General features: G+C 60.6%; 25 protein-coding genes. 18 read left to right on the top strand and 7 right to left on the bottom strand.

Translation table 11 applies throughout. The features are described from left to right. Window positions 1-147 precede the first annotated feature (147 nt). The 5 genes from BLU37_RS08885 to BLU37_RS08910 all read left to right on the top strand — a co-directional run bounded on the left by BLU37_RS08885 (window position 148) and on the right by BLU37_RS08910 (window position 5,701). The gene (locus BLU37_RS08885; RefSeq protein WP_090204128.1) at window positions 148-1,695 is read left to right on the top strand and encodes a phosphoenolpyruvate carboxykinase; all 1,548 of its coding nucleotides are present in this window, start codon (window positions 148-150) and stop codon (window positions 1,693-1,695) included. A 391-nt stretch (window positions 1,696-2,086) separates the two neighbouring features. Next, entirely contained in the window at window positions 2,087-2,791 is a 705-nt protein-coding gene (locus BLU37_RS08895) for a hypothetical protein (protein ID WP_157696369.1), read from the top strand. Beyond that, complete coding sequence (locus BLU37_RS08900; protein ID WP_232000486.1) at window positions 2,784-3,485, top strand: hypothetical protein; 702 nt, start codon at window positions 2,784-2,786, stop codon at window positions 3,483-3,485. The genes BLU37_RS08895 and BLU37_RS08900 overlap by 8 nt, the downstream gene beginning before the upstream one ends. After that, entirely contained in the window at window positions 3,482-4,156 is a 675-nt protein-coding gene (locus BLU37_RS08905) for a PP2C family protein-serine/threonine phosphatase (protein ID WP_090204133.1), read from the top strand. The genes BLU37_RS08900 and BLU37_RS08905 overlap by 4 nt, the downstream gene beginning before the upstream one ends. Window positions 4,157-4,525: 369 nt before the next feature. Next, window positions 4,526-5,701, top strand: coding sequence for a tetratricopeptide repeat protein (locus BLU37_RS08910; RefSeq protein ID WP_010450636.1), 1,176 nt, complete (start codon window positions 4,526-4,528; stop codon window positions 5,699-5,701). Between the two features lie 64 nt (window positions 5,702-5,765). On the opposite strand, the gene BLU37_RS08915 is transcribed toward BLU37_RS08910, so the two are convergent. Beyond that, a complete protein-coding gene (locus BLU37_RS08915) occupies window positions 5,766-6,893 on the bottom strand; it encodes a S8 family peptidase (RefSeq protein ID WP_090204136.1) in 1,128 nt (375 codons plus the stop codon). 280 nt (window positions 6,894-7,173) lie between these two features. Between BLU37_RS08915 and BLU37_RS08920 the strand changes: the two genes are divergently transcribed. Beyond that, on the top strand, window positions 7,174-9,126 hold the full coding sequence (locus BLU37_RS08920) for a RecQ family ATP-dependent DNA helicase (protein WP_090204138.1): 1,953 nt from the start codon (window positions 7,174-7,176) through the stop codon (window positions 9,124-9,126). Here BLU37_RS08920 and BLU37_RS29430 read toward each other — a convergent pair. Both BLU37_RS29430 and BLU37_RS08930 read right to left on the bottom strand, forming a co-directional pair. Next, the gene (locus tag BLU37_RS29430) at window positions 9,123-9,380 is read right to left on the bottom strand and encodes a GNAT family N-acetyltransferase (protein ID WP_232000487.1); all 258 of its coding nucleotides are present in this window, start codon (window positions 9,378-9,380) and stop codon (window positions 9,123-9,125) included. The genes BLU37_RS08920 and BLU37_RS29430 overlap by 4 nt on opposite strands. 347 nt (window positions 9,381-9,727) lie before the next feature. After that, entirely contained in the window at window positions 9,728-10,486 is a 759-nt protein-coding gene (locus BLU37_RS08930) for a DUF2059 domain-containing protein (RefSeq protein ID WP_090204141.1), read from the bottom strand. Between the two features lie 108 nt (window positions 10,487-10,594). On the opposite strand from BLU37_RS08930, the gene BLU37_RS08935 reads away from it, so the two are divergent. Together BLU37_RS08935 and BLU37_RS08940 are read left to right on the top strand one after the other, a co-directional pair. Then, window positions 10,595-11,227, top strand: a complete 633-nt coding sequence (locus BLU37_RS08935; RefSeq protein ID WP_090204144.1) for a 2OG-Fe(II) oxygenase — start codon at window positions 10,595-10,597, stop codon at window positions 11,225-11,227. Further along, window positions 11,227-11,721, top strand: coding sequence for a DUF523 domain-containing protein (locus tag BLU37_RS08940; protein WP_019360236.1), 495 nt, complete (start codon window positions 11,227-11,229; stop codon window positions 11,719-11,721). Before BLU37_RS08935 ends, BLU37_RS08940 begins: the two co-directional genes overlap by 1 nt. Window position 11,722: 1 nt before the next feature. On the opposite strand, the gene BLU37_RS08945 is transcribed toward BLU37_RS08940, so the two are convergent. Next, window positions 11,723-12,496: a transporter substrate-binding domain-containing protein gene (locus BLU37_RS08945; protein ID WP_090204148.1), complete on the bottom strand. Its 774-nt coding sequence runs from the start codon at window positions 12,494-12,496 to the stop codon at window positions 11,723-11,725. Window positions 12,497-12,635: 139 nt separating this feature from the next. On the opposite strand from BLU37_RS08945, the gene BLU37_RS08950 reads away from it, so the two are divergent. Then, entirely contained in the window at window positions 12,636-13,076 is a 441-nt protein-coding gene (locus BLU37_RS08950; protein ID WP_010450622.1) for a DUF4399 domain-containing protein, read from the top strand. Window positions 13,077-13,149: 73 nt separating this feature from the next. Here BLU37_RS08950 and serA read toward each other — a convergent pair whose 3' ends face one another. After that, entirely contained in the window at window positions 13,150-14,379 is a 1,230-nt protein-coding gene (gene serA / locus BLU37_RS08955) for a phosphoglycerate dehydrogenase (RefSeq protein WP_019360234.1), read from the bottom strand. Between the two features lie 202 nt (window positions 14,380-14,581). Here serA and BLU37_RS08960 point away from each other — a divergent pair, with 202 nt between their 5' ends. From BLU37_RS08960 to BLU37_RS08970, 3 genes are all read left to right on the top strand, one after another. Then, window positions 14,582-15,976 carry an FAD-binding oxidoreductase gene (locus BLU37_RS08960; protein WP_090204150.1) on the top strand — a complete coding sequence of 465 codons (1,395 nt, stop codon included), beginning with the start codon at window positions 14,582-14,584 and terminating at the stop codon, window positions 15,974-15,976. Between the two features lie 41 nt (window positions 15,977-16,017). After that, complete coding sequence (locus BLU37_RS08965) at window positions 16,018-16,683, top strand: fumarylacetoacetate hydrolase family protein (RefSeq protein ID WP_090204153.1); 666 nt, start codon at window positions 16,018-16,020, stop codon at window positions 16,681-16,683. A 197-nt stretch (window positions 16,684-16,880) separates the two neighbouring features. Further along, window positions 16,881-17,810, top strand: coding sequence for an SdiA-regulated domain-containing protein (locus BLU37_RS08970; RefSeq protein WP_090204156.1), 930 nt, complete (start codon window positions 16,881-16,883; stop codon window positions 17,808-17,810). A gap of 41 nt (window positions 17,811-17,851) precedes the next feature. On the opposite strand, the gene rpiA is transcribed toward BLU37_RS08970, so the two are convergent. Further along, complete coding sequence (gene rpiA, locus BLU37_RS08975; RefSeq protein WP_029533965.1) at window positions 17,852-18,523, bottom strand: ribose-5-phosphate isomerase RpiA; 672 nt, start codon at window positions 18,521-18,523, stop codon at window positions 17,852-17,854. Between the two features lie 159 nt (window positions 18,524-18,682). Here rpiA and ilvA point away from each other — a divergent pair, with 159 nt between their 5' ends. The 4 genes from ilvA to BLU37_RS08995 are packed head-to-tail and all read left to right on the top strand — an operon-like array spanning window position 18,683 to window position 22,414. Next, complete coding sequence (gene ilvA, locus BLU37_RS08980) at window positions 18,683-20,197, top strand: threonine ammonia-lyase, biosynthetic (protein WP_090204158.1); 1,515 nt, start codon at window positions 18,683-18,685, stop codon at window positions 20,195-20,197. A gap of 51 nt (window positions 20,198-20,248) precedes the next feature. Further along, window positions 20,249-20,677: a DUF2269 family protein gene (locus BLU37_RS08985; protein ID WP_090204161.1), complete on the top strand. Its 429-nt coding sequence runs from the start codon at window positions 20,249-20,251 to the stop codon at window positions 20,675-20,677. Window positions 20,678-20,693: 16 nt separating this feature from the next. After that, entirely contained in the window at window positions 20,694-21,950 is a 1,257-nt protein-coding gene (locus BLU37_RS08990; protein WP_090204164.1) for an SDR family oxidoreductase, read from the top strand. Beyond that, entirely contained in the window at window positions 21,947-22,414 is a 468-nt protein-coding gene (locus tag BLU37_RS08995; RefSeq protein WP_010450602.1) for a DUF2269 family protein, read from the top strand. The genes BLU37_RS08990 and BLU37_RS08995 overlap by 4 nt, the downstream gene beginning before the upstream one ends. A 76-nt stretch (window positions 22,415-22,490) precedes the next feature. On the opposite strand, the gene BLU37_RS09000 is transcribed toward BLU37_RS08995, so the two are convergent. Continuing rightward, the gene (locus BLU37_RS09000; protein ID WP_019362898.1) at window positions 22,491-23,147 is read right to left on the bottom strand and encodes a histidinol-phosphatase; all 657 of its coding nucleotides are present in this window, start codon (window positions 23,145-23,147) and stop codon (window positions 22,491-22,493) included. Window positions 23,148-23,290: 143 nt separating this feature from the next. Here BLU37_RS09000 and BLU37_RS09005 point away from each other — a divergent pair, with 143 nt between their 5' ends. Together BLU37_RS09005 and ptsP are read left to right on the top strand one after the other, a co-directional pair. Next, window positions 23,291-23,770, top strand: a complete 480-nt coding sequence (locus BLU37_RS09005) for an RNA pyrophosphohydrolase (protein WP_010450599.1) — start codon at window positions 23,291-23,293, stop codon at window positions 23,768-23,770. 21 nt (window positions 23,771-23,791) lie between these two features. After that, window positions 23,792-26,065, top strand: a complete 2,274-nt coding sequence (gene ptsP / locus BLU37_RS09010; RefSeq protein ID WP_090204167.1) for a phosphoenolpyruvate--protein phosphotransferase — start codon at window positions 23,792-23,794, stop codon at window positions 26,063-26,065. Window positions 26,066-26,096: the final 31 nt, after the last annotated feature.

Here is a 26,096-nt window from a genome sequence, read left to right on the forward strand (position 1 = left end):
CGCCGGAAAATAGGCGTTCTGACAGGAGGGCCCTACTCTTTTTGGGCATTTCTGGCATAATCCGGCGCACTTTTTTCACGGTAGTAGTGCGCGACTTTCTACTACAAAACGTTTGGAGCACTCGGCCAGCGGCCGACGGGGAATTTCATGACGCAAGCAAAGAATGCCGTGTACACCGATCTGAGTGTCGATGATCTGGTCAAGGAAGCCCTGGCTCGTGGTGAAGGTGAACTCGCCGATACCGGCGCGCTGGTAGTACGCACCGGTCACCGCACCGGTCGTTCGCCGGTAGACCGTTTCATCGTGGAAGAGCCATCTACCCAGGACGCCATCGCCTGGGGCCCGATCAACCGCAAGTTCCCGGCCGACAAGTTCGATGCCCTGTGGGACCGCGTTGAAGCCTTCGTCGGCGAGCGCGAGCGTTTTGTCTCCCACGTGCATGTAGGCTCCGATCCCGCGCATTACCTGCCGGTGAAGATGACCACCGGTACCGCCTGGCACAACCTGTTCGGCCGTTGCCTGTTCATCAACCCGGAAGCTGGCCAGTACAACGCCGGTGGCAAGGGCGAGTGGCAGATCCTGAACGTTCCGGAGTTCGAGTGCGTGCCTGAGCGCGACGGCACCAACTCCGATGGCACCGTGATCCTCAACTTCGCGGCCAAGAAAGTCCTGATCGCCGGCATGCGTTACGCCGGTGAAATGAAGAAAGCCATGTTCTCGGTGCAGAACTTCCTGCTGCCGGCTGTCGACGTACTGCCGATGCACTGCGCGGCCAACATGGGCGAAGAGGGCGATGTGACCCTGTTCTTCGGCCTGTCGGGTACCGGCAAGACCACCCTGTCGGCTGACGAAAGCCGCTACCTGATCGGTGACGACGAGCACGGTTGGGGTGAAGGCGTGGTGTTCAACATCGAAGGCGGTTGCTATGCCAAGTGCATCGACCTGTCGGAGAAGAACGAGCCCGTTATCTGGAAAGCCATCCAGCACGGCGCCGTACTGGAAAACGTCGTACTCGATGCCAACAAGAAGGCCGACTACGCCGACAGCAGCCTGACCCAGAACAGCCGTGCGGCCTACCCGCGCGAACTGATCGAAAAGCGTGCACCGAAAAACCTCGGTGGCGAACCGAACGCGGTGATCTTCCTGACCTGCGACCTGACTGGCGTACTGCCGCCCGTGTCGATCCTCAGCGAAGAGCAGGCGGCCTATCACTTCCTGTCCGGCTACACCGCGCTGGTCGGGTCGACCGAAATGGGTTCGGGCGGCGGCATCAAGTCGACCTTCTCCACCTGCTTCGGCGCACCGTTCTTCCCGCGTCCGGCTGGCGAATACGCTGAACTGCTGATCAAGCGTATCCGTGGTTTCGGCTCCAAGGTCTACCTGGTCAACACCGGCTGGACCGGCGGCGGCTACGGCGTTGGCAAGCGCTTCAACATCCCGACCACCCGTGGCGTGATCGCCGCTATCCAGAGCGGCGCTCTGGTCGGTGCGCAAACCGAGCACCTGGACACCATCAACCTGGACGTGCCACTGGCCGTACCGGGCGTCGAAACCGGCCTGCTCAACCCACGCAACACCTGGGCTGACAAGGCTGCCTACGACGAAGCGGCAAAAGCCCTGGCTGGCCTGTTCATCGAGAACTTCAAGAAGTTCGACGTGAGCGACGCGATCAAGGCTGCTGGTCCGAAGTTGTAATCGGATCCTGCAATCCGCTTGAAAAAACCGCCCTTCGGGGCGGTTTTTTTATTGGGTTGGTCAGTGCCATCGTTCAATGTTGCGTCAGCTGCAGCAAATCAAAAACCTCCCGTACCAGAAGATAGGCCGCATGGATGATATGGCTCTGATCCTTGTCGCAGGGGGTATTGAGGCTTATGCAGGTCATTGTTTCCAACAGGTTGCTGGCAGCCTGGAGACGTTGATAGGCGCTGGTTTACAGGTCGTCGAGGCTAACGCTGCGTTTTGATTGCTTGGGATTGAAGGCTCGACGCGTGAGGTCGCCCCGGAGATTTGGATGTTGACAACACCCGCAGTCGTCTGATTTATTCGTCCACAGTCCATGGACCGTGGACGAATGAGGGTTTCTGCCATGAAAAGTCAGGATATTTTACTGCTCTTCAAACTCATAAGCCTGGAAGAGCGGTTACACGGAGATGTGGATAAGACGATTCGTCTATCGAGCTTCCCGGCAGATAAGTCGCAAGAGCCAACGATTTTGGGAGGGTTTATCATCCATGTGGCAAAGCGTGTGGATGTCTATTTCCCGGAAACATTGAATTGGCAGGGCTGGGATCAGGAACTCGCCAGCAACAAGGCAGTGAGTCCCGATAGTTATACCGTCCGTTCCCTGGCTCAATCCTTGAGCATGAGCAAAAGCGAGGTTGCCAATTCCCTGACACGCTCGCGCGAAATCGGCCTTGTAACCCTTGGACACGAAAGCGGGCTCCCAATAGTCAATAAACGTGCTTTGCTGGACATCGTGACCCATGCAATTAAATACATCTTTCCTGTAAAGCCGGGAGCAGTTGTTCGAGGCATTCCTACGGCTTTTGCTGCACCGATTCTTGAAGGAAGACTCAGGAGTGGCGGGGATATGATCCCGGTCTGGCCCGATCCTCAAGGAAATAAAAAAGGGCAGGCTATAGCACCCATTTATAAGACCGTTCCAGAAGCGGTGAAACGTGATTATCTGCTTTACCACTATCTGGCGTTGGTCGACGCTATCCGCTTGGGAAGCTCGCGAGAATCTGCCGAGGCGAATCAACTACTGAGAAAATGGATCCTTCATGAGTGAGCAGTACGCAGCCCTTCTGGACATGCTGGACACGGTTGCTCAAGCCTTGGGTGAGGATCTATGCCAGCAGGTGGCGTTTGTGGGCGGATGCACCACTGTACTGCTTGTCACCGATGAGGTGACCCTGGAAGACCTGCGTTTTACGGATGACGTTGATCTGGTCATCCAACTGTCCGGCTATGCCGGTTGGCCGAAACTGATGGAGCAACTTCGTCGCAGGGGATTCATGGAGAGTCCCTTCGATGAAGTGAATTGCCGCATGCGTCTAGGTGAGTTGAAGGTCGATTTCATGCCTTCGGATGAAGCCATTCTGGGCTACAGCAACCTGTGGTTCGATGAAGGTTTTCACCATGCGCAGCTCCATTACCTTCCCAGCGGTGCGCAAATACGCGTCTTCTCCCCACCCTATTTCCTCGGGACCAAGTTCGAGGCCTATAAGGGGCGAGGCTCAGGTGATGCCCTTAACAGCAAGGATATCGAGGATATCTTCAATCTGGTCGATGGTCGTGAAGAGTTGATCAATGAAGTGAGGGGCTCTTCTGACCAGCTCAGGAGCTATCTTCGCGAGCATCTGGTCGACCTGATCAACAACAGGGATTTTGCCTACGTTGTGCAAAGCGCAACGCGGGGCGATCTGGCCCGGGAAAAGATTATTTTTGGTCGTTTGAAGCAGATGGTGAAGGAAGGTAATTGACGCCCACGCACTTTGTTTCATCGATTCGGGGCGGGCGGACTGCTGATAACCGCGACTATGCGGGGTTCTCGTCTCAAGAAGGGCATCACCTTTACTTGTTGGCAGATGGTTCGACCTCGTCCTTTCAGGGCGCAGAGCTTGCTCAAGCCTGGGTCCGATATATGGAGCAAGGCTTTGTTCGGTTAACTGCAAGGCAGTTGTGTCCGGATGTAATCGAGTCTGATCTGCTGCAGTTGCTGAACGATGCTCATATCGAGGTAACTCGGGCGTTTGCGTCAGCCAGCGCCAGTTATCTGATATTACTGTTGATGCCAAGTGAGGCACTCGTGATTCATGCCGGCGATTGCTGTTTCGGTCGAGTCGATGAGTCAGGAGTGGTTGAATGGCTGACATCACCTCACTGTCGAGCCAACTGGCGTGGGCATTTGAGTCATGCACAAATTGCAGTTCACGTTGACCGGCATAGTTTGACTCGATGCTTTAGCGCAAGACGTGAACACTTTCCGCAAGTCAGTCGATTCCGAATTTCAGAGGGCACACGCTGGATATTGGCAACAGATGGTTTCTGGGCCGACTTGGCTGTGGCCAAGCAACAGCAGTTTCTGACACTTGGCTGGATGCCTGAACCTGATAGTGATGATGACCTGACTGTTATTGATGTGCGTCTGTGATCAGCCCGGCCTCTGGATCTTCAGGCCGCACCGAAGGCTCAGCCGCTACGGGAGCGGCAGGCTTTGGCCCCGGTTGGCTTTGTGGGCGGTGCGGTTGTACGCAATTTAGCCGAGCATGCCGGCACCAAGGGCTGCCGGAATATCCGCTGGCCATAGGAAGTTTTGCGAAGCCTGTGCGGCGCTTTTTCATAGGTTTGAGCGGGATTGCGGATTAAATTTGCAAAGTAGCTTTTTGCTATCGCTAACGAGTCCACAAAACTAAAATTTTCTGCGCACACACGAGACGTTTCACACAAAAAATCGGTATGTTCCGCTGCATCTTTCAGGGGACCTTCGGTGCCCACGTCTTGATCTTAAAGGGAGTTGGGTATGCATTTGCTTCGCATGGCGTCGGTATTTTCGTTGTGTGCCATGGCCTGGTCAGTTCAGGCTGAATCGCTGCCGGTCGAAGTACTCAGCGCCGTGGTCAAGGACCAGAAGATCGCCGACGCCGACGTGCTGTTGCAGCGCAATGGCGAGCAAAACGTGGTCGGCAAGACCAACGCCCAGGGCCAGGTCACGCTTCAGAGCAGTTTCGCCGACGACGCCGGTAGCCTGCTGATCATCAAGAAGGCCGGTTATTCCAACCTGGTGGTGAAGTGCCCGTGCAAGGACATGACCTACGCCATCAGCCCGGTGATGCAGAACCTTGACGGCCTGCGCGTGGTACTGACCTGGGGCAAGACCCCGGCGGACCTCGACTCGCACATGATCTTCCCCGGCAACAACATCTACTTCGATCAGAAGCAAGGCGCCGACGCCGATCTGGACGTGGATGACACCGACAGCTACGGTCCGGAAACCATCACCCTGCAGAAAAAGCACTACGGCGAGAGTTACGTCTATGCCGTGCACGACTTCACCAACAGCGAAAACCCCGGCTCGCGCCAGCTGTCCAACAGCCAGGCCAAGGTGTTCGTCTACATGGGGCAGTCTCTGGTGCGGACCTATTATGTGCCGACCAACCGCAGCGGCAACCTGTGGACCGTGTTCCGTATGACGGGCAATGGTGACTTCCAGGACATCAATACCTTCAGTGGCGTGAATGTACAGCCTCAGAATGTGCTGAATGAGGTTTCGCCGCTGCTCGATGACAAGGTGGCGATTGCCGAGGTGGCTGTCAGTTCTACGGCCCAGGCTGATGCTCGCGCGCTGAACGTGAAGGGGGAAGCGGCCTATAAGGCCGGGGATCTGGAACAGTCGATTGCCCTGTTCCGTCAGGCCATCGATCTGAACAACAGCTTCGGTCAGGCTTATAGCAACCTCGGCCTGGCCTATCAGAAGGCCGGTAACACCGCTGAAGCCATCTGGGCCAACCGCAAGGCCGTTGCCCTGGCTTCCGGCAATTCGGCGAACACCGTGCGCGCCAGTTCCTACTACAACATTGCCCGCATCTATGAAAACGCCGGGCAGTTCTCCGACGCACTGCGTCACTACGAGTTGGCCAAGGAGCAGAAGGCCAACCCGGTGTATGACACGGCGATCGAGCGGGTCAAGAATCGCTGAATAGCGAGTTGATCCAGCCCCACAACGCGCCCTGTCTGGCGCGTTGTTCGTTTGTGTAGGTTCGTTACCGCTGGGCTGGCGTTATCGGCTGCTGCTTCACCCGTTCGGCTGCCAGTTGCGCCGCTGCCGCCAGGTCCATCAGGCCGCGTCCGTAGGCTTCGCCCTTGGCGTACAGTCCGCTGTGGTTGGCGCTATCGAGCAGCACCTCGCGCAGTTGCTGGGGTGTGAGTTCGGGAAAACGGCTCTGCAGGGCCGCGAGCGCACCACTGACCAGCGCCACGGCAGGCGAAGTCCCGGCTGTTTGCGTATAGCCGCCCTTGGCGCTGGTGGTGAGCAAGCCTCGGTCGACGCCACCATCCCCGCCCGGGACCGCGATGCACCAGCGTTCGGCCACGCCGCAGTAGTTGGACTTCTGGTTGATGGCGGTGCCGTCATTCTTCAGCGCCACCACCGCGATCCAGCCTTTCTCCAGTTCCGGCAAGGCCAGGGGCAGACCCGGTTCGGCCAAGGGTTCGCGGCGTAGCTCATTGCCCGTGGGGAAAACGAACACCGCACCGTCAGCCACCAACTGGCGAGCGACCGGCAAGGAATCGCCCATCACTTGTTTGTAACGTGCCTCAGTGATTTCGGTGGCGGGAATATCGTTGGCCCAGGAGTTACTGAGGATCCGCGCTCCGGCGGCGAAGCTGTCTTTCCAGGCGCGGGCGATCTGCTCGTCGAAAAAGAACGGTTCGTTGTTGTCGCCAATGCGCATGACGATCAGCCTGGCGTCGAATGCGATACCGTGCATGCCCTGGCCGTCGCGGTTGGCGGCGACAATCCCGGCCATCTGGGTGCCATGGCCGTGGGGATCGATCAGGCCGGGGACGTTGCGTACATAATCGTGGCCGGGGGTGGCGAGACGGTCCTTGAATTCTGGCAGGTCGCTGTTGAGGCCAGAGTCGATGATCGCCACGCTGACACCTTTGCCGGTGCCTCCCAGGGCATAAAGGGCCGACGCCTTGACCAGCGCCAGTGCGCGTTGGGCGTTGTATTCCGGGGTTTCAAAGCGCTTGGCGGGCGCCTCTGTCCCGGCCGTAGCCGGCTTGTGCAGGCCCGAATCCAGGCCCGACAGGCAGCCGCTCAGTAACAGAGGCGCCAGCAACAGGCCGTAACGGGGTAGTGATGAGAAAGGGCGCGGTGCAGTGTCCATGTAAAGCTCCTGTGCAAACGAAAGTCGTTGAACTGCCCATTTCAACGACGCAGTGATCGGCAATCGGGTATCAGTCTTCAAGGTTGCTTCGATGTAATCGGTATTTTCACCGCAGCGCATCCGTGGATTTGTATCCGGGTGTTGGTCGCTATCGCGCAACCACGGCCTGCTTTGCGCTAGTCTGGCGCGTTGTAGCGCTTTGTAATGCTTGCCTCGGACCTTTTCTCGCCTGACCGCCTAGGGTTTGTTTTATCCATGGCGGTCAACGGAGTGACAGCTTATGCACGACACCCTCCAGCGGGTTTTTGGTTATCCACAGTTTCGTGACGGTCAGGAAGCGGTGGTCAGTGCGGTGTTGGCCGGGCGTTCGGCGGCAGCGATCTTTCCTACCGGTTCCGGCAAGTCCTTGTGTTATCAACTGCCGGCGCTGCTTTTGCCGCATCTGACGTTGGTGGTTTCGCCGCTGCTGGCGCTGATGCAGGACCAGTTGGCCTTTCTGCAACGTCACGGTATTGCGGCGGCGAGTATCGACTCGGTGCAAAGTCGCGATGAAACCCATGCGGTGATGGCCAGGGCTCGCTCCGGCGAGTTGAAGATCCTGATGATTTCCGTGGAGCGCCTGAAAAATGAGCGTTTTCGACATTTTCTGCAGCAGGTGCAGATTTCCCTGCTGGTGGTGGACGAGGCGCACTGCATCTCCGAGTGGGGTCACAACTTCCGCCCGGATTACCTCAAGCTGCCGGACTATCAGCGCCAGTTCCGTATTCCCCAGGCCTTGCTGCTGACCGCCACGGCGACGCCAAAGGTGATCGCCGATATGCAGGGCAAGTTTGCCATTGCGCCGGACGATGTGGTGACCACCGGCTTTTACCGGCCGAACCTGAACCTGCTGGTGGAACCGGTCAGCGGTCCGGACAAGCGTCGTCGCCTGGTGGAATGGCTGGCGCCGCGCAGCGGGCAGCCGAGTATCGTCTATGTCACCCTGCAGAAGACCGCCGAGCAGATCGCCGAGCATTTGAGCCAGCGCGCGATTGCGGCGCACGCCTATCACGCCGGCTTGCCCCATGAGCAGCGCGAGGCGATCCAGAAGCAGTTCATGGCTGGGCAACTGAATTGCATCGTCGCCACCATCGCCTTCGGCATGGGCATCGACAAGTCCGATATCCGCAACGTGGTGCACTTCGACCTGCCCAAGTCCATCGAGAACTACAGCCAGGAAATCGGCCGGGCCGGGCGCGACGGCCAGCCTTCCGATTGCCTGGTGCTGGCCAACCGCGACAGCCTCAATGTGCTTGAGAACTTCGTCTACGGTGATACGCCGGAGCTGGAGGGAATTCGGCGGGTACTGGATGAGTTGCAGGGCGCGAGCGCGGACGGCCAGTGGGAGTTTCTGCTCGGCCCCCTGGCGGACCAGAGCAATATTCGCCAACTGCCGCTCAAGACCCTGCTGGTGCAGTTGGAGTTGCGTGGCTTGATCGCGCCACGTTATGCGTATTTTGCCGAATACCGCTTCAAGTTCCTGGTGGAGCCCGAGGTGCTGCTGGCGAAATTCGAGGGGGAGCGGCGCGATTTTGTCGCGGCGATCATCCAGACCTCCAGTCGTGCCCGGACCTGGGCCACGGTGAATTTCGACGTCTTGTACCAGCAGCATCAGGCCGAGCGCGGGCGGGTGGTGAAAGCCCTGGACTTCTTTCAGGAGCGGCGCTGGATCGAGCTGGAAAGCAAGCAGATGACCGAGGTCTACAGCCTGCTGGTCAGTGATTTCGATCCCCATGCGCTGAGTCTGGAGCTGTATGCCTGTTTCGCTCAGCATGAGGTCAGTGAGATTGCGCGGATTCACGCAATGCTGGCGTTGTTTGCGACCGAGCAATGCCTGGGACATCGATTGGCACGCTATTTCGGCGACGAGCAGGCGCCTGAGCGCTGCGGGCATTGCTCGGTGTGCCACGGGCAGGTTGCCCGGCTGCCTGAGCCTCCGGCACTGGCGGCTCTCGATCAGCATGATTTCCCGGCGCTTTGCAGTGGATTTATCCACAGTCACCAGGAGCACAGCGGGCATGCACCGAGCGCCGAGTGCCTGACGCGCTTTCTGTGCGGTATCAGCGCGCCGTTGTTCACCAAGTTGAAGGCGAGGGCGTTTCCGGGGTTTTCGGCGCTTGAGGCCTATCCCTATGCGCAAGTACGGGAGTGGGTCGCGGCACGGTCCCATGAGTGGCATGCACAAACCGCCTAGGCCTTGTGGATGTCTGCGTCTTGCTGTTCGGCAGCCGGTCGGTCGCTGAGCACGGCGTACTCGTCCTTCTCCAAGGTAAAGCCCGCGACTTCACGCATGCCCAGGCGCTCATGGGCGCGCAGCGAGGCGGTATTGTCCCTGCGGATAAAAAGAATCGCTTCACGGCCAGGGTAATGCTGCTGGAGTTGCGCATAGAGCCGAGGCAGCAGGCCCTGGCCTCTTTCCGTGCTGGCGATGCAGGCGTACCCGGCCATGCGCGCAGCATGGCCTGGATCGATGCCGGGGCGGGATGCATGTCCTTTGCCGCGCTGAACAGCACGCCAACGACCCTGTCATAACGGGAAGCGACCACTACGGGCGAGGAACCAAGGGCCATCTGCCTGACCTTGTCGAGCGGGAATTCCCCGGTCAGAGATCCGCCCCGGGAGGGCGAGTTGGCCTGGAGCAGTAGGGCGATGCCCTCGATGTCTGCGGCGGTAGCCAGGTTGATCCTGTACATGAGTAGTCTCCTGAGGGGAGGTGAGCCTACTGCACGGATGGCGCCCGGACTTTCATATTGCGCCTGGATTATAGACCTTTTGCAGGCATGGTCATGTCGTAGTCAGTTTCCAGGTTGAGCTGGCGTCAGGTTCTGGCCCACGGCCAACCCCGCGCGGATGGCTGCCAGGGCGGCCTGGTAGTAGGCTTTGCCTTCGGCCGATTCGGCGAAGGTCGAGAACTCTTCCAGCTCCGGATCGGACAGGTCGCGATAGACATACAGCAGGGTGTTGTCCAGATCGTTGCCGATCTGCTGCATCAGCCGCTCGCGCTGGCCGTTGAGCAGTCCTTGTGCCGAGCCGGCTCCCAGCAAGCCGGGAATCATCGAGCTGAGACTGTCGGCGGCGACACCGGCAATGGCGAGGCTGACTTCGGCCCCGGCTTCACGGGCCGGCAGCGCATTGGCCAGGTGATTGATCAGCAGCCGGCGGGTCGCGCTGGCTTCGATATGCGGCAGACCCTGGGCGTTTTTGGCCAACTGGTCGCGGCGGGTGGCGAGCAATTCGGCGGCGATGATCTTGCGGCCCAAAGGCGACTGGAAAAATTTCAGGGCAGGTGCCGGGTTGGCCAGGTTCTGGCGCAACTGGGCCTCGGCCCGCTGGTCCATGGCCTGGGGCGCAAAGCGCTGGTTACTGTTGTCGACCAGGGCCTGGTAGACCGCCGGTGGCAAGCTGTTGCGGTACTTTTGCTGGGCAGCGCCCAGAGCATCGCTGAAATGCGCGCGCTGCTCTGGCCAACCGGCGACCTTGTATAACTGGTCGTGGCTGTCTGCCCAGGCGGGCAAGGTGCAGAACATCAGTAGCGAAAAAAGCAAACGGCGCATAGGGACTCCTGTCTACAGCCGACTATTCTCCCGACGAGCGCCGTACTTGTCGAGAATTCGTATTGTCATGTCTGGCGGCTCTGTCAGGTTCCTGGGGGTATGGATACTATGCACGCCATGCAAATACCTTCTGATCATCCGTTGCTGTTATCTATCGTCGACGATCTGGCCGAGCGTGGCTGGTCGCAACAGGATTTTTTCCTGCCCGCTGATTTGACCCTACAATTGGCCGCCGAGTGCCGTAAACGTGCGACTGACGGCGAGCTGGCACCGGCCGGCGTCGGTCGGGGCACGGCGCAGCAGGTGCGCGAGGGCGTGCGGGGCGACCATATCCAGTGGCTCGAACCGGGCCAGGCCGTGCCCTGCGACCAGTATCTGGAGCTGATGGACAGCTTGCGCCAGGCGCTGAACCGCGGTTTGTTCCTGGGGCTTGAGGACTTCGAGTGCCATTTCGCGCTGTACCCGGCCGGGGCGTTCTACCGCAAGCACCTGGATCGCTTTCGCGACGATGACCGGCGTTCGGTCTCGGCGGTGCTCTATCTCAATGACGACTGGCAGCCGCAAGAGCGTGGCCAGTTGCGGATGTACCTGGCCGATGACATCGAGCGTGATGTGCTGCCGATCGGCGGTTGCCTGGTGATATTTCTTTCTGGCGACATTCCTCATGAAGTCCTGCCGGCGACTCGCGAGCGCCTGTCGTTGACCGGCTGGTTCCGCCGTCGCGGCGACGAGCCGTTCTGATGACGAGCAAGGTTCTGGTCAGCCGGTGTCTGCTCGGGCATCGGGTGCGCTACGACGGTGGTGCCAGCGGCCCTTATCAGCAACTGGCCACCTGGCAGGCCGAAGGCCGGGTGGTGGCGCTGTGTCCGGAAGTTGCCGGCGGCCTGCCGACTCCACGGGCAGCGGCGGAGATTCCCGGCGGGCAGGGTGAGCAGGTACTGGAGGGGATTGTCCCGGTCGTGACCGATGATGGCGAGGATGTCAGCCAGGCGTTCATTGACGGGGCCCACCAGGCGCTCGAACTGGTGCAGCGCCACGACATACGGATCGCCGTCCTCAAGGCCAACAGTCCGTCCTGCGGCAATCTGCTGACCTACGATGGCAGCTTCAGCGGCGTTAAGGTTGCTGGCGAGGGTGTAACGACGGCACTGCTCAGGCGGGCCGGCGTCCAGGTGTTCAGCGAGCTGGAACTACCTGAGGCTGTCGTTGCCCTGGCGCTGCTGGACGCCTCCTGAGTCAAGGCTTCGGCGGCTCGCTTGCGTCCATGCCGAACCATTTTTCCGACAATGCCATCAGCCGCCCATCGGCCTTGATCCGCTGCAGGGCGAGGTTGATGCTGGCTTCAAACGCCGGATTGCCTTTCTGGAACGGGATGGCCAGGGTCACGGTCGGCCCCACGGGCGCGCCTTCCTTGATCGGCAGGTTGCTGTCGCGGATGGCGAAGGGAATCAGCAGGCGGTCGCTGATGGCCGCGTCGATCTGCTTGTCGGCCACATCCTTGAGCGGTTGTTGTGCATTCGGATAACTGCGCAGGTCGACGCCTTCGACCGTACGGGGCTGGTCGACGAACTGGCTGCCCTGGGCTACACCTAAGGCGCCACCTTTCAAGGATTCGAGTGTACTGAGCGGTCGCTGTTCTTCCTTGCGCACGATCAGTTGGGCGCTGGTGTAGCTATACGGTTCGCTGAAATCGAAACGTTCCTTGAGTTCCGGGGTCATTGCTATGTGATTGATGGCAACGTCGTACTTGCCGCTCTCGACGCCCAGCAGGATGTCGGCAGAGTCGGTGGTGATGAACGACGGATTGACCTCCAGTTCCCGGGCCAGCAGTTCGCCCAGCTCGACCTCGAAGCCGGTCAGGCGTTCGCCATCCTTGAAGCCGAAAGGGCGCATGTCACCTTCAAGGGCGATGCGCAGTTCGCCCCGGTCGTTGACGTCATCGATCAGTTCGGCCTGTGCGAAAGGGCTTGCAAGGGGCAGTAACAGCAACAGGCCAGGCAAGAAACGCATGGTCACTCCTAGGATGAAATCGAGCGGGCGGTGCGCCACGGCAGCTCGCTTTGCTTTATGTTGATGGGCAAGTTTGGACAACGATTTGTCTCGAAGTTGTCATGACGGCCCAAATTTTGTGGAAAAACCGGAGAAGTTAATGAAAACCTTAGTGTCTCGCGTTGCTTTAGCCACTGTCTTGTTGAGTTCCAGTCTGCTCGCCGTCGCGGCGGACGGCATTCCGCGCACGCCAGCGCCCAAGGGCGCCGAGGTCGAGATCCTGTCGCCGAAGGATGGTGCCACGGTCGACAAGACCTTCACCGTCAAGTTTGGCATGAAGGGCCTGGAGCTCAAGCCGGCCGGTGACGCCACCCCGAACTCTGGCCATCATCACCTGCTGGTCGACCAGAAGGAACTGCCAGACCCGAGCCTGCCGATTCCGGCAACTGAACAGGTGATCCACTACGGCAAGGCCCAGACCGAAACCCAGCTGACCCTGGCTCCGGGCAAGCACACCCTGCAGTTGGTGGCGGGTGACAAGATTCATATGCAGTTCGAGCCGACGGTGGCCTCGAAGGTCATTACCGTCAATGTGAAGTAAGCCGTAGCCGAAATAGCGGGCACAAAAAAGGGAGGCCTGTGAGGGCCTCCCTTTTTCGTTCAGCGCGGGTGGCTTAGAACAGCACGCGGCAACGGATGGTACCGTTGATGTGCTGCAGCTTCTCTTGCGCCAGGTCCGAGTACTCGGCGTCGACGTCGATCACCACGTAGCCGACCTTCTCGTTGGTCTGCAGGAACTGACCGGAAATGTTGATACCATTTTCCGCGAAGACCTTGTTGATCTCGCTCAGCACGCCCGGGATGTTCTCGTGGATGTGCAGCAGACGGTGTTTGCCAGGGTGAGCCGGCAGGGCTACTTCCGGGAAGTTCACGGACGATACCGAGGTACCGTTGTCGCTGTACTTGACCAGCTTCTCTGCCACTTCCAGGCCGATGTTGGCCTGGGCTTCGGCGGTGGAGCCGCCGATGTGCGGAGTCAGGATCACGTTGTCCAGGCCGCGCAGCGGGCTTTCGAAGATGTCGTCGTTGGAGCGTGGCTCCACCGGGAACACGTCGATGGCCGCGCCGATCAGGTGCTGATCCTTGATCGCGTCCGCCAGGGCGTCCAGTTCGACCACGGTGCCGCGGGCGGCGTTGATCAGGATGCCGCCCTTCTTGATAGCGCGGATTTCCTTCTCACCGATCATCCACTGGGTTTCGGCGGTTTCCGGAACGTGCAGGGTGACGATGTCGGACATGCCCAGCAGATCGTGCAGGCTCGAGACCTGGGTGGCGTTACCCAGTGGCAGCTTGGTCAGGGTGTCGTAGAAGAACACCTGCATGCCCAGGCCCTCGGCCAGGACCGACAGCTGTGTACCGATCGAGCCGTAGCCGATGATCCCCAGTTTCTTGCCGCGGATCTCGAAGGAGTTGGCCGCGCTCTTGATCCAGCCACCGCGGTGGCAGGAAGCGTTTTTCTCGGGAATACCGCGCAGCAGCAGGATCGCCTCGGCCAGCACCAGTTCGGCAACCGAACGGGTGTTGGAGTAGGGGGCGTTGAACACGGCGATACCGCGCTCACGCGCTGCGTCGAGGTTGACCTGGTTGGTGCCGATACAGAAGCAGCCCACGGCGACGAGTTTCTTCGCGTGATCGAAGATTTCCTCGGTCAGTTGGGTGCGCGAGCGGATGCCGATGAAGTGGGCATCGGCGATCTTTTCCTTCAGTTCGGCGTCCGGCAGGGACTTGGTGTGGTACTCGATGTTGACGTACCCGGCGGCCTTGAGGACGTCGACTGCGGATTGGTGGACGCCTTCGAGGAGAAGGAACTTGATCTTGCTCTTATCGAGAGAAGTCTTGCTCATCTGCGTAAACCTGTGTCCCGGAGAAAAATGGCAGGAAAATGGACAGCTTGAGCTGACCTCGCGGCGTGTTCGCCGGTTCCGCAGATCGGCCTCATAGCACGCTTCTGCGGGGGGCGTATGCTAGCATATGCGACCCGCAAACACTCATTCTGCGACGTGAAGCGTTCTCAGGGTGACCATGAAATGTTTGAGAGTTCTATCGATGACCCATGCCGTCCTGATTGATGAACTGAAAACCCTGGTTGACGCTGGCAAGGTCCTGACCGACGCCGACTCCCTGAATACCTACGGGAAGGACTGGACCAAGCATTTCGCCCCTGCGCCCACGGCCATCGTGTTTCCCAAGACCATCGAACAGGTCCAGGCCATCGTGCGTTGGGCCAATCGGCATCGCGTTGCGCTGGTGCCCTCGGGTGGGCGTACCGGCCTGTCTGCGGCGGCCGTGGCGGCCAACGGCGAAGTGGTGGTGTCGTTCGATTACATGAACCAGATTCTCGACATCAACCTCACCGACCGTACCGCGGTGTGCCAGCCGGGCGTGGTCACCGAGCAGTTGCAGAGCCGCGCCGAAGAACAGGGCCTGTACTATCCGGTGGATTTCGCTTCGGCGGGCTCCAGCCAGATTGGCGGCAATATCGGCACCAATGCCGGCGGGATCAAGGTGATTCGCTACGGCATGACGCGCAACTGGGTGGCCGGCCTCAAGGTCGTCACCGGCAAGGGCGACGTGCTGGAGCTGAACAAGGACCTGATCAAGAACGCCACCGGTTATGACCTGCGCCAACTGTTCATCGGCGCCGAGGGTACCCTGGGCTTCGTGGTCGAGGCCACCATGCGCCTGGACCGTGCACCGAAGAACCTGACCTGCATGGTCCTCGGTACCCCGGACTTCGACTCGATCATGCCGGTACTGCACGCGTTTCAGGGCAAACTGGACCTGACCGCGTTCGAATTTTTCTCCGACAAGGCCCTGGCCAAGATCCTCGGACGTGGCGACGTGCCAGCGCCATTCGAAACCGAGTGCCCGTTCTACGCGCTGCTGGAGTTCGAGGCGACCACCGAAGAGGTGGCCAATCTGGCCCTGGAAACCTTCGAACATTGCGTCGAGCAGGGTTGGGTGCTCGATGGCGTGATGAGCCAGAGCGAAACCCAGTTGCAGAACCTGTGGAAGCTGCGCGAGTACATCTCCGAAACCATCTCCCACTGGACCCCGTACAAGAACGACATCTCGGTCACCGTGTCGAAAGTTCCGGCGTTTCTCAAGGAAATCGACACGATCGTCCGCGAACACTACCCGGATTTCGAAGTCGTCTGGTACGGTCACATCGGCGATGGCAACCTGCACCTGAACATCCTCAAGCCGGAAAACCTGAGCAAGGACGAGTTCTTCGCCACGTGTGCCAAGGTCAACAAGTGGGTGTTCGAGATCGTCGAGAAGTACAACGGCTCGATTTCCGCCGAACACGGCGTGGGCATGACCAAGCGTGACTATCTGGGCTACAGCCGTTCGCTGGCCGAAATCGAATACATGAAGGCGATCAAGGCGGTGTTCGATCCGAATGGAATCATGAACCCGGGCAAGATATTCGCGGTTTGAACCCCGCGTCACGATGATTAAGACCGAACAGGAGTTGCTCAATGAGTTATCAGCACCAGTATGTCGACGGTACCCGCATTCACTTTCCCCTGGGCAAGGTGGTCTGCATCGGTCGTAACTACGCCGAACACGCCAAGGAGCTGGACAATCCGGTGCCGACCGAGCCGCTGCTGTTCATCAAGCCCGGCAGTTGTGTCGTGCCGCTCGAGGGTGGCTTCAGCATTCCGGTCGATCGCGGCTCGGTGCATTACGAGGCGGAAATTGCCGTATTGATTGGCAAGCCGTTGTCGACCAAACCGAGCAAGGAAGAAGTGCTCGATGCGATTTCCGGTTTCGCCCCGGCGCTGGACCTGACCCTGCGCGACAAGCAGGCAGAGTTGAAGGCCAAGGGCCTGCCGTGGGAAATCGCCAAGTCGTTCGACGGTGCGGCAGTGATCGCTCCGTTCGTGGTCGGTAGCACCTTTTCCGACCTGACCAGCATCGGCATCCGCCTGACCATCAATGGCCAGGTGCGCCAGGACGGCATCAGCAGCGACATGCTCAACCCCATCGTACCGATGATCCAGTACATGGCCGCGTGTTTTTCGTTGCAGGCCGGCGATGTGATCCTGACCGGCACGCCGGTTGGCGTCGGCCCGTTGAATGTCGGTGACGAGCTGGTACTGGAGTTGCCGGGCGCCAGCAGCTTCAACAGCAGCGTGCGCTGAGTCGTGCGTTGATCGCTCCCACGTGTCACGTGGGAGCGTTTTTTCGGGCGTTCGCCGCCCACTTTGGCTTGTGATCAGGCCACTTTCCCGCTTTTTGCCATTTTTTTCACATACGCTCTGGATAATTTCCCGGCTGGCCTTCTGGCTTGTCTACAGTGTCTTTTCCGAACGCCACGAAACCAGGAAAGTATCCTTACATGGCTCGTCCCTTGTCGCTCTCTTCGTCTTCCTCCCGTCGCTCCCGCTTTGCACTGCGTTGGTATTACTGGCTGCTGCTGGTGCTTGCGCTGGCCGCCGGGGTGGGGGTACCGATGCACTGGGATGATCGCGGTGTACTGTGGCTCAAGGAGCGTTTCAAGACCCAGGCCGAGCGTGAAGGCAGCGTCTGGCTGCCGGGTTATCGCGTGGTGATCGACGCCAAGCGCTTGCTGGGCATGGAGAAGGACGAGGCGTCCGATGTCAGCTACAGCCCGCAGACCAAAACGCTGTTTTCGGTCATGGGCAAGAACCCTTTCCTGGCCGAGTTGACCCTGCAAGGCGATGTGTTGCGCAAGATTCCTCTGGTCGGCTGGAACAATCCCGAGGCCGTGACGGTGTTGGAAGGCAACAAGATGGCGATCGTCGATGAGCGCATGCACCTTCTGAGCATCGTCACCGTGGATGCGAGCACCCGTGAGCTGAATATCAAGGACTTCCCGCAGTACGACCTCGGTCCGTCGAAGAACCAGAACAAGGCTTTCGAGGCGGCGGTCTGGGATGCGCGCAACCAGCAGATTTTGCTCGGCGAAGAGCGGCCACCCGCGTTGTTCAGTCTGAAAAGCGACGGCACTCGATTCTCGGGCGAGAAGCAAAGGTTGGCGAGCGATCAGCTGGATGTGCGCAATCTTTCAGCGCTGGCGATCGACCCGCGGACCCAGCATCTGCTGGTGCTGTCGGCCGAGTCGCATCTGTTGCTGGAGCTGGATGAGAAAGGCAGTCAGGTCAGCTTCATGACCCTGCTCGGCGGCTTCAATGGTTTGAAAAACACCATTCCGCGTGCTGAAGGCGTGACCATGGACGAGGAGGGGTACCTGTACGTGGTCAGCGAGCCGAACCTGTTCTACGTCTTCAAGCGCACTGCAGAATAACCGTCGCGCGCGGCACCAGGCCGCGCGCTATCCCGCCAGGCTCAGGCCTTGAGGGTCTTGACGCCTTCGCCGGTGCCCAGCAGCAGGAGGTCCGCCGGGCGCGCGGCGAACAGGCCGTTGGTGACCACGCCGACAATCGCGTTGATCTGCGCTTCCAACTCCACCGGGTGGGTGATCTGCAGGTTGTGCACATCGAGGATGATGTTGCCGTTATCGGTCAGCACGCCTTCGCGATACACCGGGTCGCCGCCCAACTTCACCAACTGACGCGCCACGTGGCTGCGGGCCATCGGGATCACTTCCACTGGCAGTGGGAAGGCGCCGAGCACCGGCACCAGCTTGCTGCCGTCGGCGATGCAGATAAAGGTCTTGGCCACGGCCGCAACGATTTTCTCCCGGGTCAGGGCCGCGCCGCCGCCCTTGATCAGGTTCAGTTGTGCGTCGCTTTCGTCGGCACCGTCGATGTAGAACTCCAGGTCGCTGACGGTGTTGAGTTCGTAGACCGGAATGCCATGGCCCTTGAGGCGCGCGGCAGTGGCTTCGGAGCTGGCGACCGCGCCATCGAAGGCGCCCTTGTGTCGGGCCAGGGCATCGATGAAGCAGTTGGCGGTGGAGCCGGTGCCCACGCCGACGATGCTTTTGTCATCGAGCTTGGGAAGGATGAAGTCGACGGCGGCCTGGGCCACTGCCTGTTTGAGTTGATCCTGGGTCATGCGGGCTCCGGAAGCGGGCAAGGTGTGAGCGAAAGGCCGGCATTATAAGCGTCGGCCCGGCAAAAGGGGCGAGCAAAACCTCAGGACCCCTGTGGTCGTTGCCGCAAGCGCTGGGGTAGACTGCTCGGTCCCTGCCCAACCCGCCAGTGATGCTTTCCGATGCTCGAACAGTACGTCAAGAAGATCCTCACCTCGCGCGTTTACGACGTTGCCGTGGAAACCCCGTTGCACAGCGCTCGCCAGCTCTCCGAGCGGTTGGGCAACCAGGTCTGGCTCAAGCGCGAAGACCTGCAGCCGGTGTTTTCCTTCAAGATTCGCGGCGCGTACAACAAGCTGACCCAGCTCAGCGACGCCGAGCGCGCCCGTGGCGTGGTCACTGCTTCGGCAGGCAACCATGCCCAGGGTCTGGCCCTGGCGGCCAAGGTGCTGGGGGTCAAGGCAACGATCGTGATGCCCAAGACCACCCCGGAAATCAAGGTCGAGGGCGTGCGTTCCCGAGGCGGCAAGGTGGTGCTGCATGGCGATTCCTTTCCGGAGGCGCTGGCCTACTCGCTGAAACTGGTCGAGGAAAAGGGCTACGTCTACATTCACCCCTACGATGATCCGCACACCATTGCCGGGCAGGGCACGGTGGCCATGGAAATCCTGCGTCAGCACCCGGGGCCGCTGGACGCGATTTTTGTTCCGGTCGGCGGCGGCGGGCTGATTGCCGGGATCGCGGCCTATGTGAAATACCTGCGCCCGGAAATCAAGGTGATCGGCGTCGAACCGGACGACTCCAACTGCCTGCAGCAGGCCATGGCGGCCGGTGAGCGGGTAGTGCTGTCTTCGGTGGGGATTTTTGCCGACGGCGTCGCGGTGGCGCAGATCGGCCAGCACACCTTCGATATCTGCAAGGACCATGTCGATGAAGTGATCACCGTCAGTACCGACGAGATCTGTGCGGCGATCAAGGACATCTACGACGATACCCGTTCGATTACCGAGCCGGCCGGGGCACTGGCTGCGGCCGGGATCAAGAAATACGTCGAGCAGCGCAAGGTCAGCGGGCAGACGCTGGTGGCGATCGATTCCGGGGCCAACGTCAACTTCGACCGTTTGCGCCATGTCGCCGAGCGTGCCGAGCTGGGTGAGGGCCGTGAAGCCATCATCGCTGTGACCATTCCCGAGCAGCCGGGCAGCTTCAAGGCCTTCTGCGAGGCGATCGGCAAACGCCAGATCACCGAGTTCAACTATCGCTATCACACCGGCAGCGAAGCGCACATCTTCGTTGGCGTGCAGACTCACCCGGACAGCGATCCGCGCAGTGCTTTGATCGAGAGCCTGACCCGCCAGGGTTTCCCGGTGCTCGACATGACCGACAACGAGCTGGCCAAGCTGCATATCCGCCATATGGTCGGCGGGCACGCAGCGCGGGTCAGTGACGAAATGGTGCTGCGTTTCGAGTTTCCCGAGCGTCCGGGCGCGTTGTTCAATTTCCTCAACAAGCTCGGCGGTCGCTGGAATATCTCGATGTTCCACTACCGCAACCATGGCGCGGCCGATGGCCGGGTGGTCGCTGGCCTGCAGGTGCCGAGCGAGGAACGGCACCTGGTGCCGGCGGCCTTGGCGGAAATCGGCTACCCGTACTGGGACGAAAGCGACAACCCGGCCTATCGCCTGTTTCTGGGCTGAAGCCGGGCGGATGACTGCTAAGCTGATGGGCAATGATTAAGGAAAGATCCGATGGAAACCTTCACCGCCTTGAAAGTGCTTCACAGCGTGGCCACGGTGTTGCTGCTGGGCAGCGCGCTGGCCGTGGCCATCGGGTTCTGGCGTGGACGCCGTGGCGGGGATCTGCCGATTACCGGGCGGTTGCTGAAGATGCCCTGGGTGTTGGCCTGGGTGCTCATGGCTCTGTGTCTGGTGGTGCAGCCGGTCAGTGGCTGGTGGCTGGTGCATCTGGGCGGGTTTGCGCTGAGCCAGGCCTGGCTGCTTGGCTCCAGCGTGCTCTACACGTTCGGTTGCCTGGCCTGGGTCTGGCTCGTGGTGCGGCTCAATCGCCTGCGCCGGGGCGAGGCGGGCGGCCACTGGAAGTTTACGCTGACGTTGGCGATCTTCAGTACGCTGTGTTTCGTCGGGATTGCTGCCCTGATGGGCGCCAAGCCGGTTTAGTCCGCCAAGGATCGTCATGAAAGTTCTCCTGGTGGGGGCCACGGGTTTCGTGGGTCGCCACTTGCTCGCCGCATTGGTCGCCAATGGTCACGAGGTGATTGCCACCAGTCGGCGTCGCCACTCCCGGGATCTGCCCGAAGTTGAATGGCAAGTTCTCGATCTGGACCTGTTGGCCAGCGATCCCCAACATTTCGTGATGCCCCAGGGCGTCGACCTGCTGATCAACGCTGCCGGTCTGCTGAGTGTCGACCCGCAGGCCCTGCGGCGTACTCAGGATCGCGGCACGCGGGCGTTGTTCGATCTCGCGGCGCAGCGGGGGCTACGGGTTCTGCATATTTCCGCATTGGGTGCCGGCGAGCAGCCGGATGTGGCTTTCCTGGCCAGCAAGGCCGAGGCGGATGCCTACCTGATGGGGCTGGATATCTGCGCAGTGGTGTTGCGGCCGTCGCTGTTGGTGGGGGCGGGAGGGACCAGCAGTGGCTGGTTGACGCGTCTGTCGCCCTGGCCGCTGATTCCCCTGCTTGACCTCGATGCACGCTTGCAGCCCGTGCATATCGACGATGTCTGCGGTGCGGTACTCGCGTTGCTGCGGCATTGGCCGTCATCCTCGCGTGTGGTGCCGTTGGTCGGGCCGCAGGCCTTGACTCTGGCGCAGTTGCTCGATCATTTGCGCGCTGCCCAGGGCTGGGGGCCAGCCCGTTACTGCAAGATCCCGCAGTGGTTGGCGACAGTCGGTGTCTGGTGTGGCGAGCGCCTGGGCTGGCGGGCGTTGAATCGCCAGTGCCTGAGCATGGCCCGGCGCGACAATGTTGCTGATCCCGAGCTGCTGGGTACGTTGTGCGGCTACCGAGCGGCGCCGTTGGCGACTCATCTGGTCGACTGGCCGAACCCCGCGCAAAGCGTCCAGGCGGCTCTGCGCCCGCTGATGTTGGCGGTCATGCTGCTCATCTGGTTCGGTACGGCGGCGGTCTGCCTGGGGCCGGGTTACGACTGGAGCCTGCGGATCATGGCTGAATTCGGCGTGACGGGCGGCGCTGCCAGCTTCGCCGTGTGGCTCGGCTCGTTGTGTGACGGCCTGCTCGGGTTGGGCATGCTGTTCCGGCGCTGGCGTCGTCGGACGTTCCAGGCCCAGCTGCTGCTGATGGCCAGCTACACCCTGATCATTACCCTGGTGCTCCCGCACTACTGGTTTGACCCTTACGCCGCCGTCGCCAAGAACCTGGTGCTGATGGTGGCGACTCTCTGGCTTCTATGGACTGAACCGCGTCAATGAGCGCTTACCTGATACTCAAGACCCTGCACATCTTGTCTTCCACCATTCTCTTCGGCCTGGGTGCCGGTTCGGCCTATTACGCACTGCGTGCCTGGCGTACCGGCAAGGTCGAGGTGATTGCGGTGACGTTCCGCCACCTGGTGTTCGCCGATTGGGCCTTTACCACGACTACGGCGGTGTTCCAGCCTTTGAGCGGGTTGGGGTTGGTGCATCTGGCGGGCTGGCCGCTGACCCAGGGTTGGCTGATGTGGAGCATGGGGCTGTTCGTGCTGGCGGGCATCTGCTGGTTGCCAGTGGTCTGGCTGCAGATTCGGGTGCACCGGATGGCTGATCAGGCGTTGCGTGAGGGGACGGCGATGCCGATCAAGGCGCAGACGTATATGCGCTGGTGGTTTGTGCTGGGCTGGCCGGCGTTTCTGGCGTTCATGGTGATTTTCTATCTGATGGTGGCCAAGCCCGCCTGAGCGCCTTGCGGGCCCATTCGCGGGCAAGTCTGAATGCCCGCGAAGAGGCCAGTAGGCCCTGCCCGGTTCCAGTAGCTCAGCCGCGCAGGCTGATCACCGGCCAGCCACGCCGTTCGGCCTCGGCCTGCAGATTCGGGTCCGGGTCCACCGCCACCGGATGGCTCACCTGCTCCAGCAGTGGCAGGTCATTCATCGAGTCACTGTAGAAATAGCTGTCCTGCAGACTGTGGCCGGTCTCTTCCAGCCAGCGGTTCAGGCGTGTCACCTTGCCTTCGCGGAAACACGGCACATCGGTGCTGCGCCCGGTATAACGGCCGTCCTGCATCTCGCACTCGGTGGCGATCAGGGTCTCGACGCCCAGGCGTGCGGCAATCGGCGCGGTTACAAAGCGGTTGGTCGCGGTGATGATGACCAACTTGTCGCCCGCATCACGGTGCCGGGCCAGCAGCTCCAGGGCCTTGGGCAGCACGATCGGTTCGATGCAGTCGCGCATGTAGTCGCGGTGCCACTCGTCCAGTTGCGCCATTTCGGTGCGGCCGAGGATTTCCAGGCAGAAGTTCAGGTACTCGGCGTTGTCCAGCTTGCCGGCCAGGTAGTCCTGGTAGAACTCGTCGTTGCGGGTTTTGTAGGCCACCGGGTCGAGAATGCCCCGTTCGCACAGGTAATCGCCCCAGGCGTGGTCGCTGTCGCCGCCCAAAAGTGTGTTGTCCAAGTCGAATAAAGCCAGACGCATTGCAGTTACTCGCTGAAAAGCCTGTAAAAAGGTGATCAGAATACGGTCTTTTCACAAGAGTGCACATAAGCTGGGACGGTGCGTTGCTGCTTTCACAACCTTTGTGGAACAATGCGATGACATGCGTTTACGAGGTGGTTGCCGTGATCGACCCCGATGGTTTCCGTCCTAATGTCGGGATAATTCTGACAAATGATGCTGGGCAGGTCCTATGGGCTCGGCGGATCAATCAAGATGCATGGCAGTTTCCGCAAGGTGGGATCAACCCTGACGAGACGCCTGAAGACGCCTTGTACCGCGAATTGAACGAAGAAGTCGGCCTGGAACGTGAGGATGTGCAAATTCTGGCCTGTACCCGGGGCTGGTTGCGCTATCGTTTGCCGCAACGTCTGGTGCGTACCCACAGTCAACCGCTGTGCATCGGCCAGAAACAGAAATGGTTTCTCCTGCGTCTGCTGTCCAACGAGCAGCGGGTGCGGATGGATTTGACCGGTAAACCGGAATTCGATGGCTGGCGTTGGGTCAGCTATTGGTACCCGTTGGGCCAGGTGGTGACATTCAAGCGCGAGGTTTATCGTCGCGCGCTCAAAGAGCTTGCCCCGCGCCTTTTAACGCGCGACTGACACGGAGTTCGACCCCGAGCCATGCTCAATACGCTGCGCAAGATCGTCCAGGAAGTTAACTCCGCCAAGGATCTCAAGACGGCGTTGGGGATTATTGTCTTGCGCGTCAAAGAGGCCATGGGCAGCCAGGTCTGCTCGGTCTACCTGCTTGATCCCGAAACCAACCGCTTTGTGCTGATGGCGACCGAAGGCTTGAACAAGCGTTCGATCGGCAAGGTCAGCATGGCACCGAATGAAGGCCTGGTCGGTCTGGTGGGGACGCGCGAAGAGCCGCTGAACCTCGAAAACGCCGCCGACCACCCGCGCTACCGTTACTTCGCCGAGACCGGTGAGGAGCGTTATGCCTCCTTCCTCGGTGCGCCGATCATCCACCACCGCCGCGTTGTCGGCGTATTGGTCATCCAGCAAAAAGAGCGTCGCCAGTTCGATGAAGGTGAAGAAGCCTTCCTGGTGACCATGAGTGCCCAACTGGCCGGTGTTATCGCCCATGCCGAGGCCACCGGTTCCATCCGGGGCCTGGGGCGTGAAGGCAAGGGCATCCAGGAAGCCAAGTTCGTCGGCGTGCCGGGCTCGCCGGGTGCTGCGGTCGGTACCGCAGTGGTCATGCTGCCGCCAGCGGACCTGGACGTGGTGCCGGACAAGACCGTCACCGATATCGATGCCGAGCTGGCCCTGTTCAAGACCGCCATCGAGGGGGTGCGCAACGACATGCGCACCCTGTCGACCAAGCTGGCCACACAGTTGCGCCCGGAAGAGCGGGCGCTGTTCGACGTCTATCTGATGATGCTCGACGATGCCTCACTGGGCAGCGAGGTCACCAGCATCATCAAGACCGGCCAATGGGCCCAGGGCGCCTTGCGCCAAGTGGTCACCGACCACGTCAATCGCTTTGAACTGATGGATGACGACTATCTGCGCGAGCGCGCCTCGGACGTCAGGGACCTGGGCCGCCGCCTGCTGGCCTATCTGCAGTCCGAGCGCCAGCAGAACATGGTCTACCCCAAGCACACCATCCTGGTCAGCGAAGAGTTGACGGCGACCATGCTCGGCGAGGTGCCGGAGGGCAATCTGGTCGGTCTGGTGTCGGTACTGGGTTCGGGCAACTCCCACGTCGCGATCCTGGCCCGTGCCATGGGCATTCCGACGGTGATGGGGCTGGTCGATCTGCCGTACTCCAAGGTCGACGGCATCGATATGATCGTCGACGGTGCCCGGGGTGAAGTGTTCACCAACCCCGGCGAGTTGCTGCGCAAGCAGTACTTCAATGTGGTGGAAGAAGAGCGTCAGTTGTCCCAGGGGCTTGATGCCCTGCGCGAGTTGCCTTGCGTGACCACCGATGGTCACCGCATGCCGCTGTGGGTCAACACCGGCCTGCTGGCCGACGTCGCCCGTGCGCAACAGCGTGGCGCGGAAGGTGTTGGGCTGTACCGCACCGAAGTGCCGTTCATGATCAACCAGCGCTTCCCGAGCGAGAAGGAACAGCTGGCGATCTACCGCGAACAGCTCTCGGCGTTCCATCCGCAGCCGGTGACCATGCGCAGCCTGGACATCGGCGGCGACAAGTCGCTGTCGTACTTCCCTATCGTCGAAGACAACCCGTTCCTCGGCTGGCGTGGTATCCGCGTGACCCTCGACCACCCGGAGATTTTCCTGGTGCAGACCCGGGCCATGCTCAAGGCCAGCGAAGGGCTGAACAACCTGCGCATCCTGTTGCCGATGATCTCCGGGACCCACGAGGTGGAAGAAGCGCTGCATCTTATCCACCGGGCCTGGGGCGAAGTCCGTGACGAAGGCACCGACGTGCCGATGCCGCCGGTGGGGGTGATGGTCGAGATTCCGGCGGCGGTGTACCAGACCCGCGAACTGGCCCGCCAGGTGGATTTTCTCTCGGTCGGCTCCAACGACCTGACCCAGTACCTGCTGGCCGTTGACCGTAACAACCCGCGGGTCGCCGACCTGTATGACTACCTGCACCCGGCGGTACTGCAGGCTTTGCAGAACGTGGTGCGTGATGCCCACGCCGAAGGCAAGCCGGTGAGTATCTGCGGTGAGATGGCCGGCGATCCGGCCGCTGCGGTGTTGTTGATGGCGATGGGCTTTGACAGCCTGTCGATGAACGCCACCAACCTGCCGAAAGTGAAATGGATGCTGCGTCAGATCAGCCTGAGCAAGTCCCAGGAACTGCTGGCCCAGGTGATGACCATCGATAACCCGCAAGTTATCCACAGTACCCTGCAATTGGCGCTGAAGAACCTCGGCTTGGGCCGCATGGCCAACCCGGTGGTCAAGCACTGAGTCATTGGGCCGCCCCTGCACCGGGCGGCCT

Source organism: Pseudomonas asplenii (genome assembly GCF_900105475.1).
Taxonomy (GTDB): domain Bacteria; phylum Pseudomonadota; class Gammaproteobacteria; order Pseudomonadales; family Pseudomonadaceae; genus Aquipseudomonas; species Aquipseudomonas asplenii.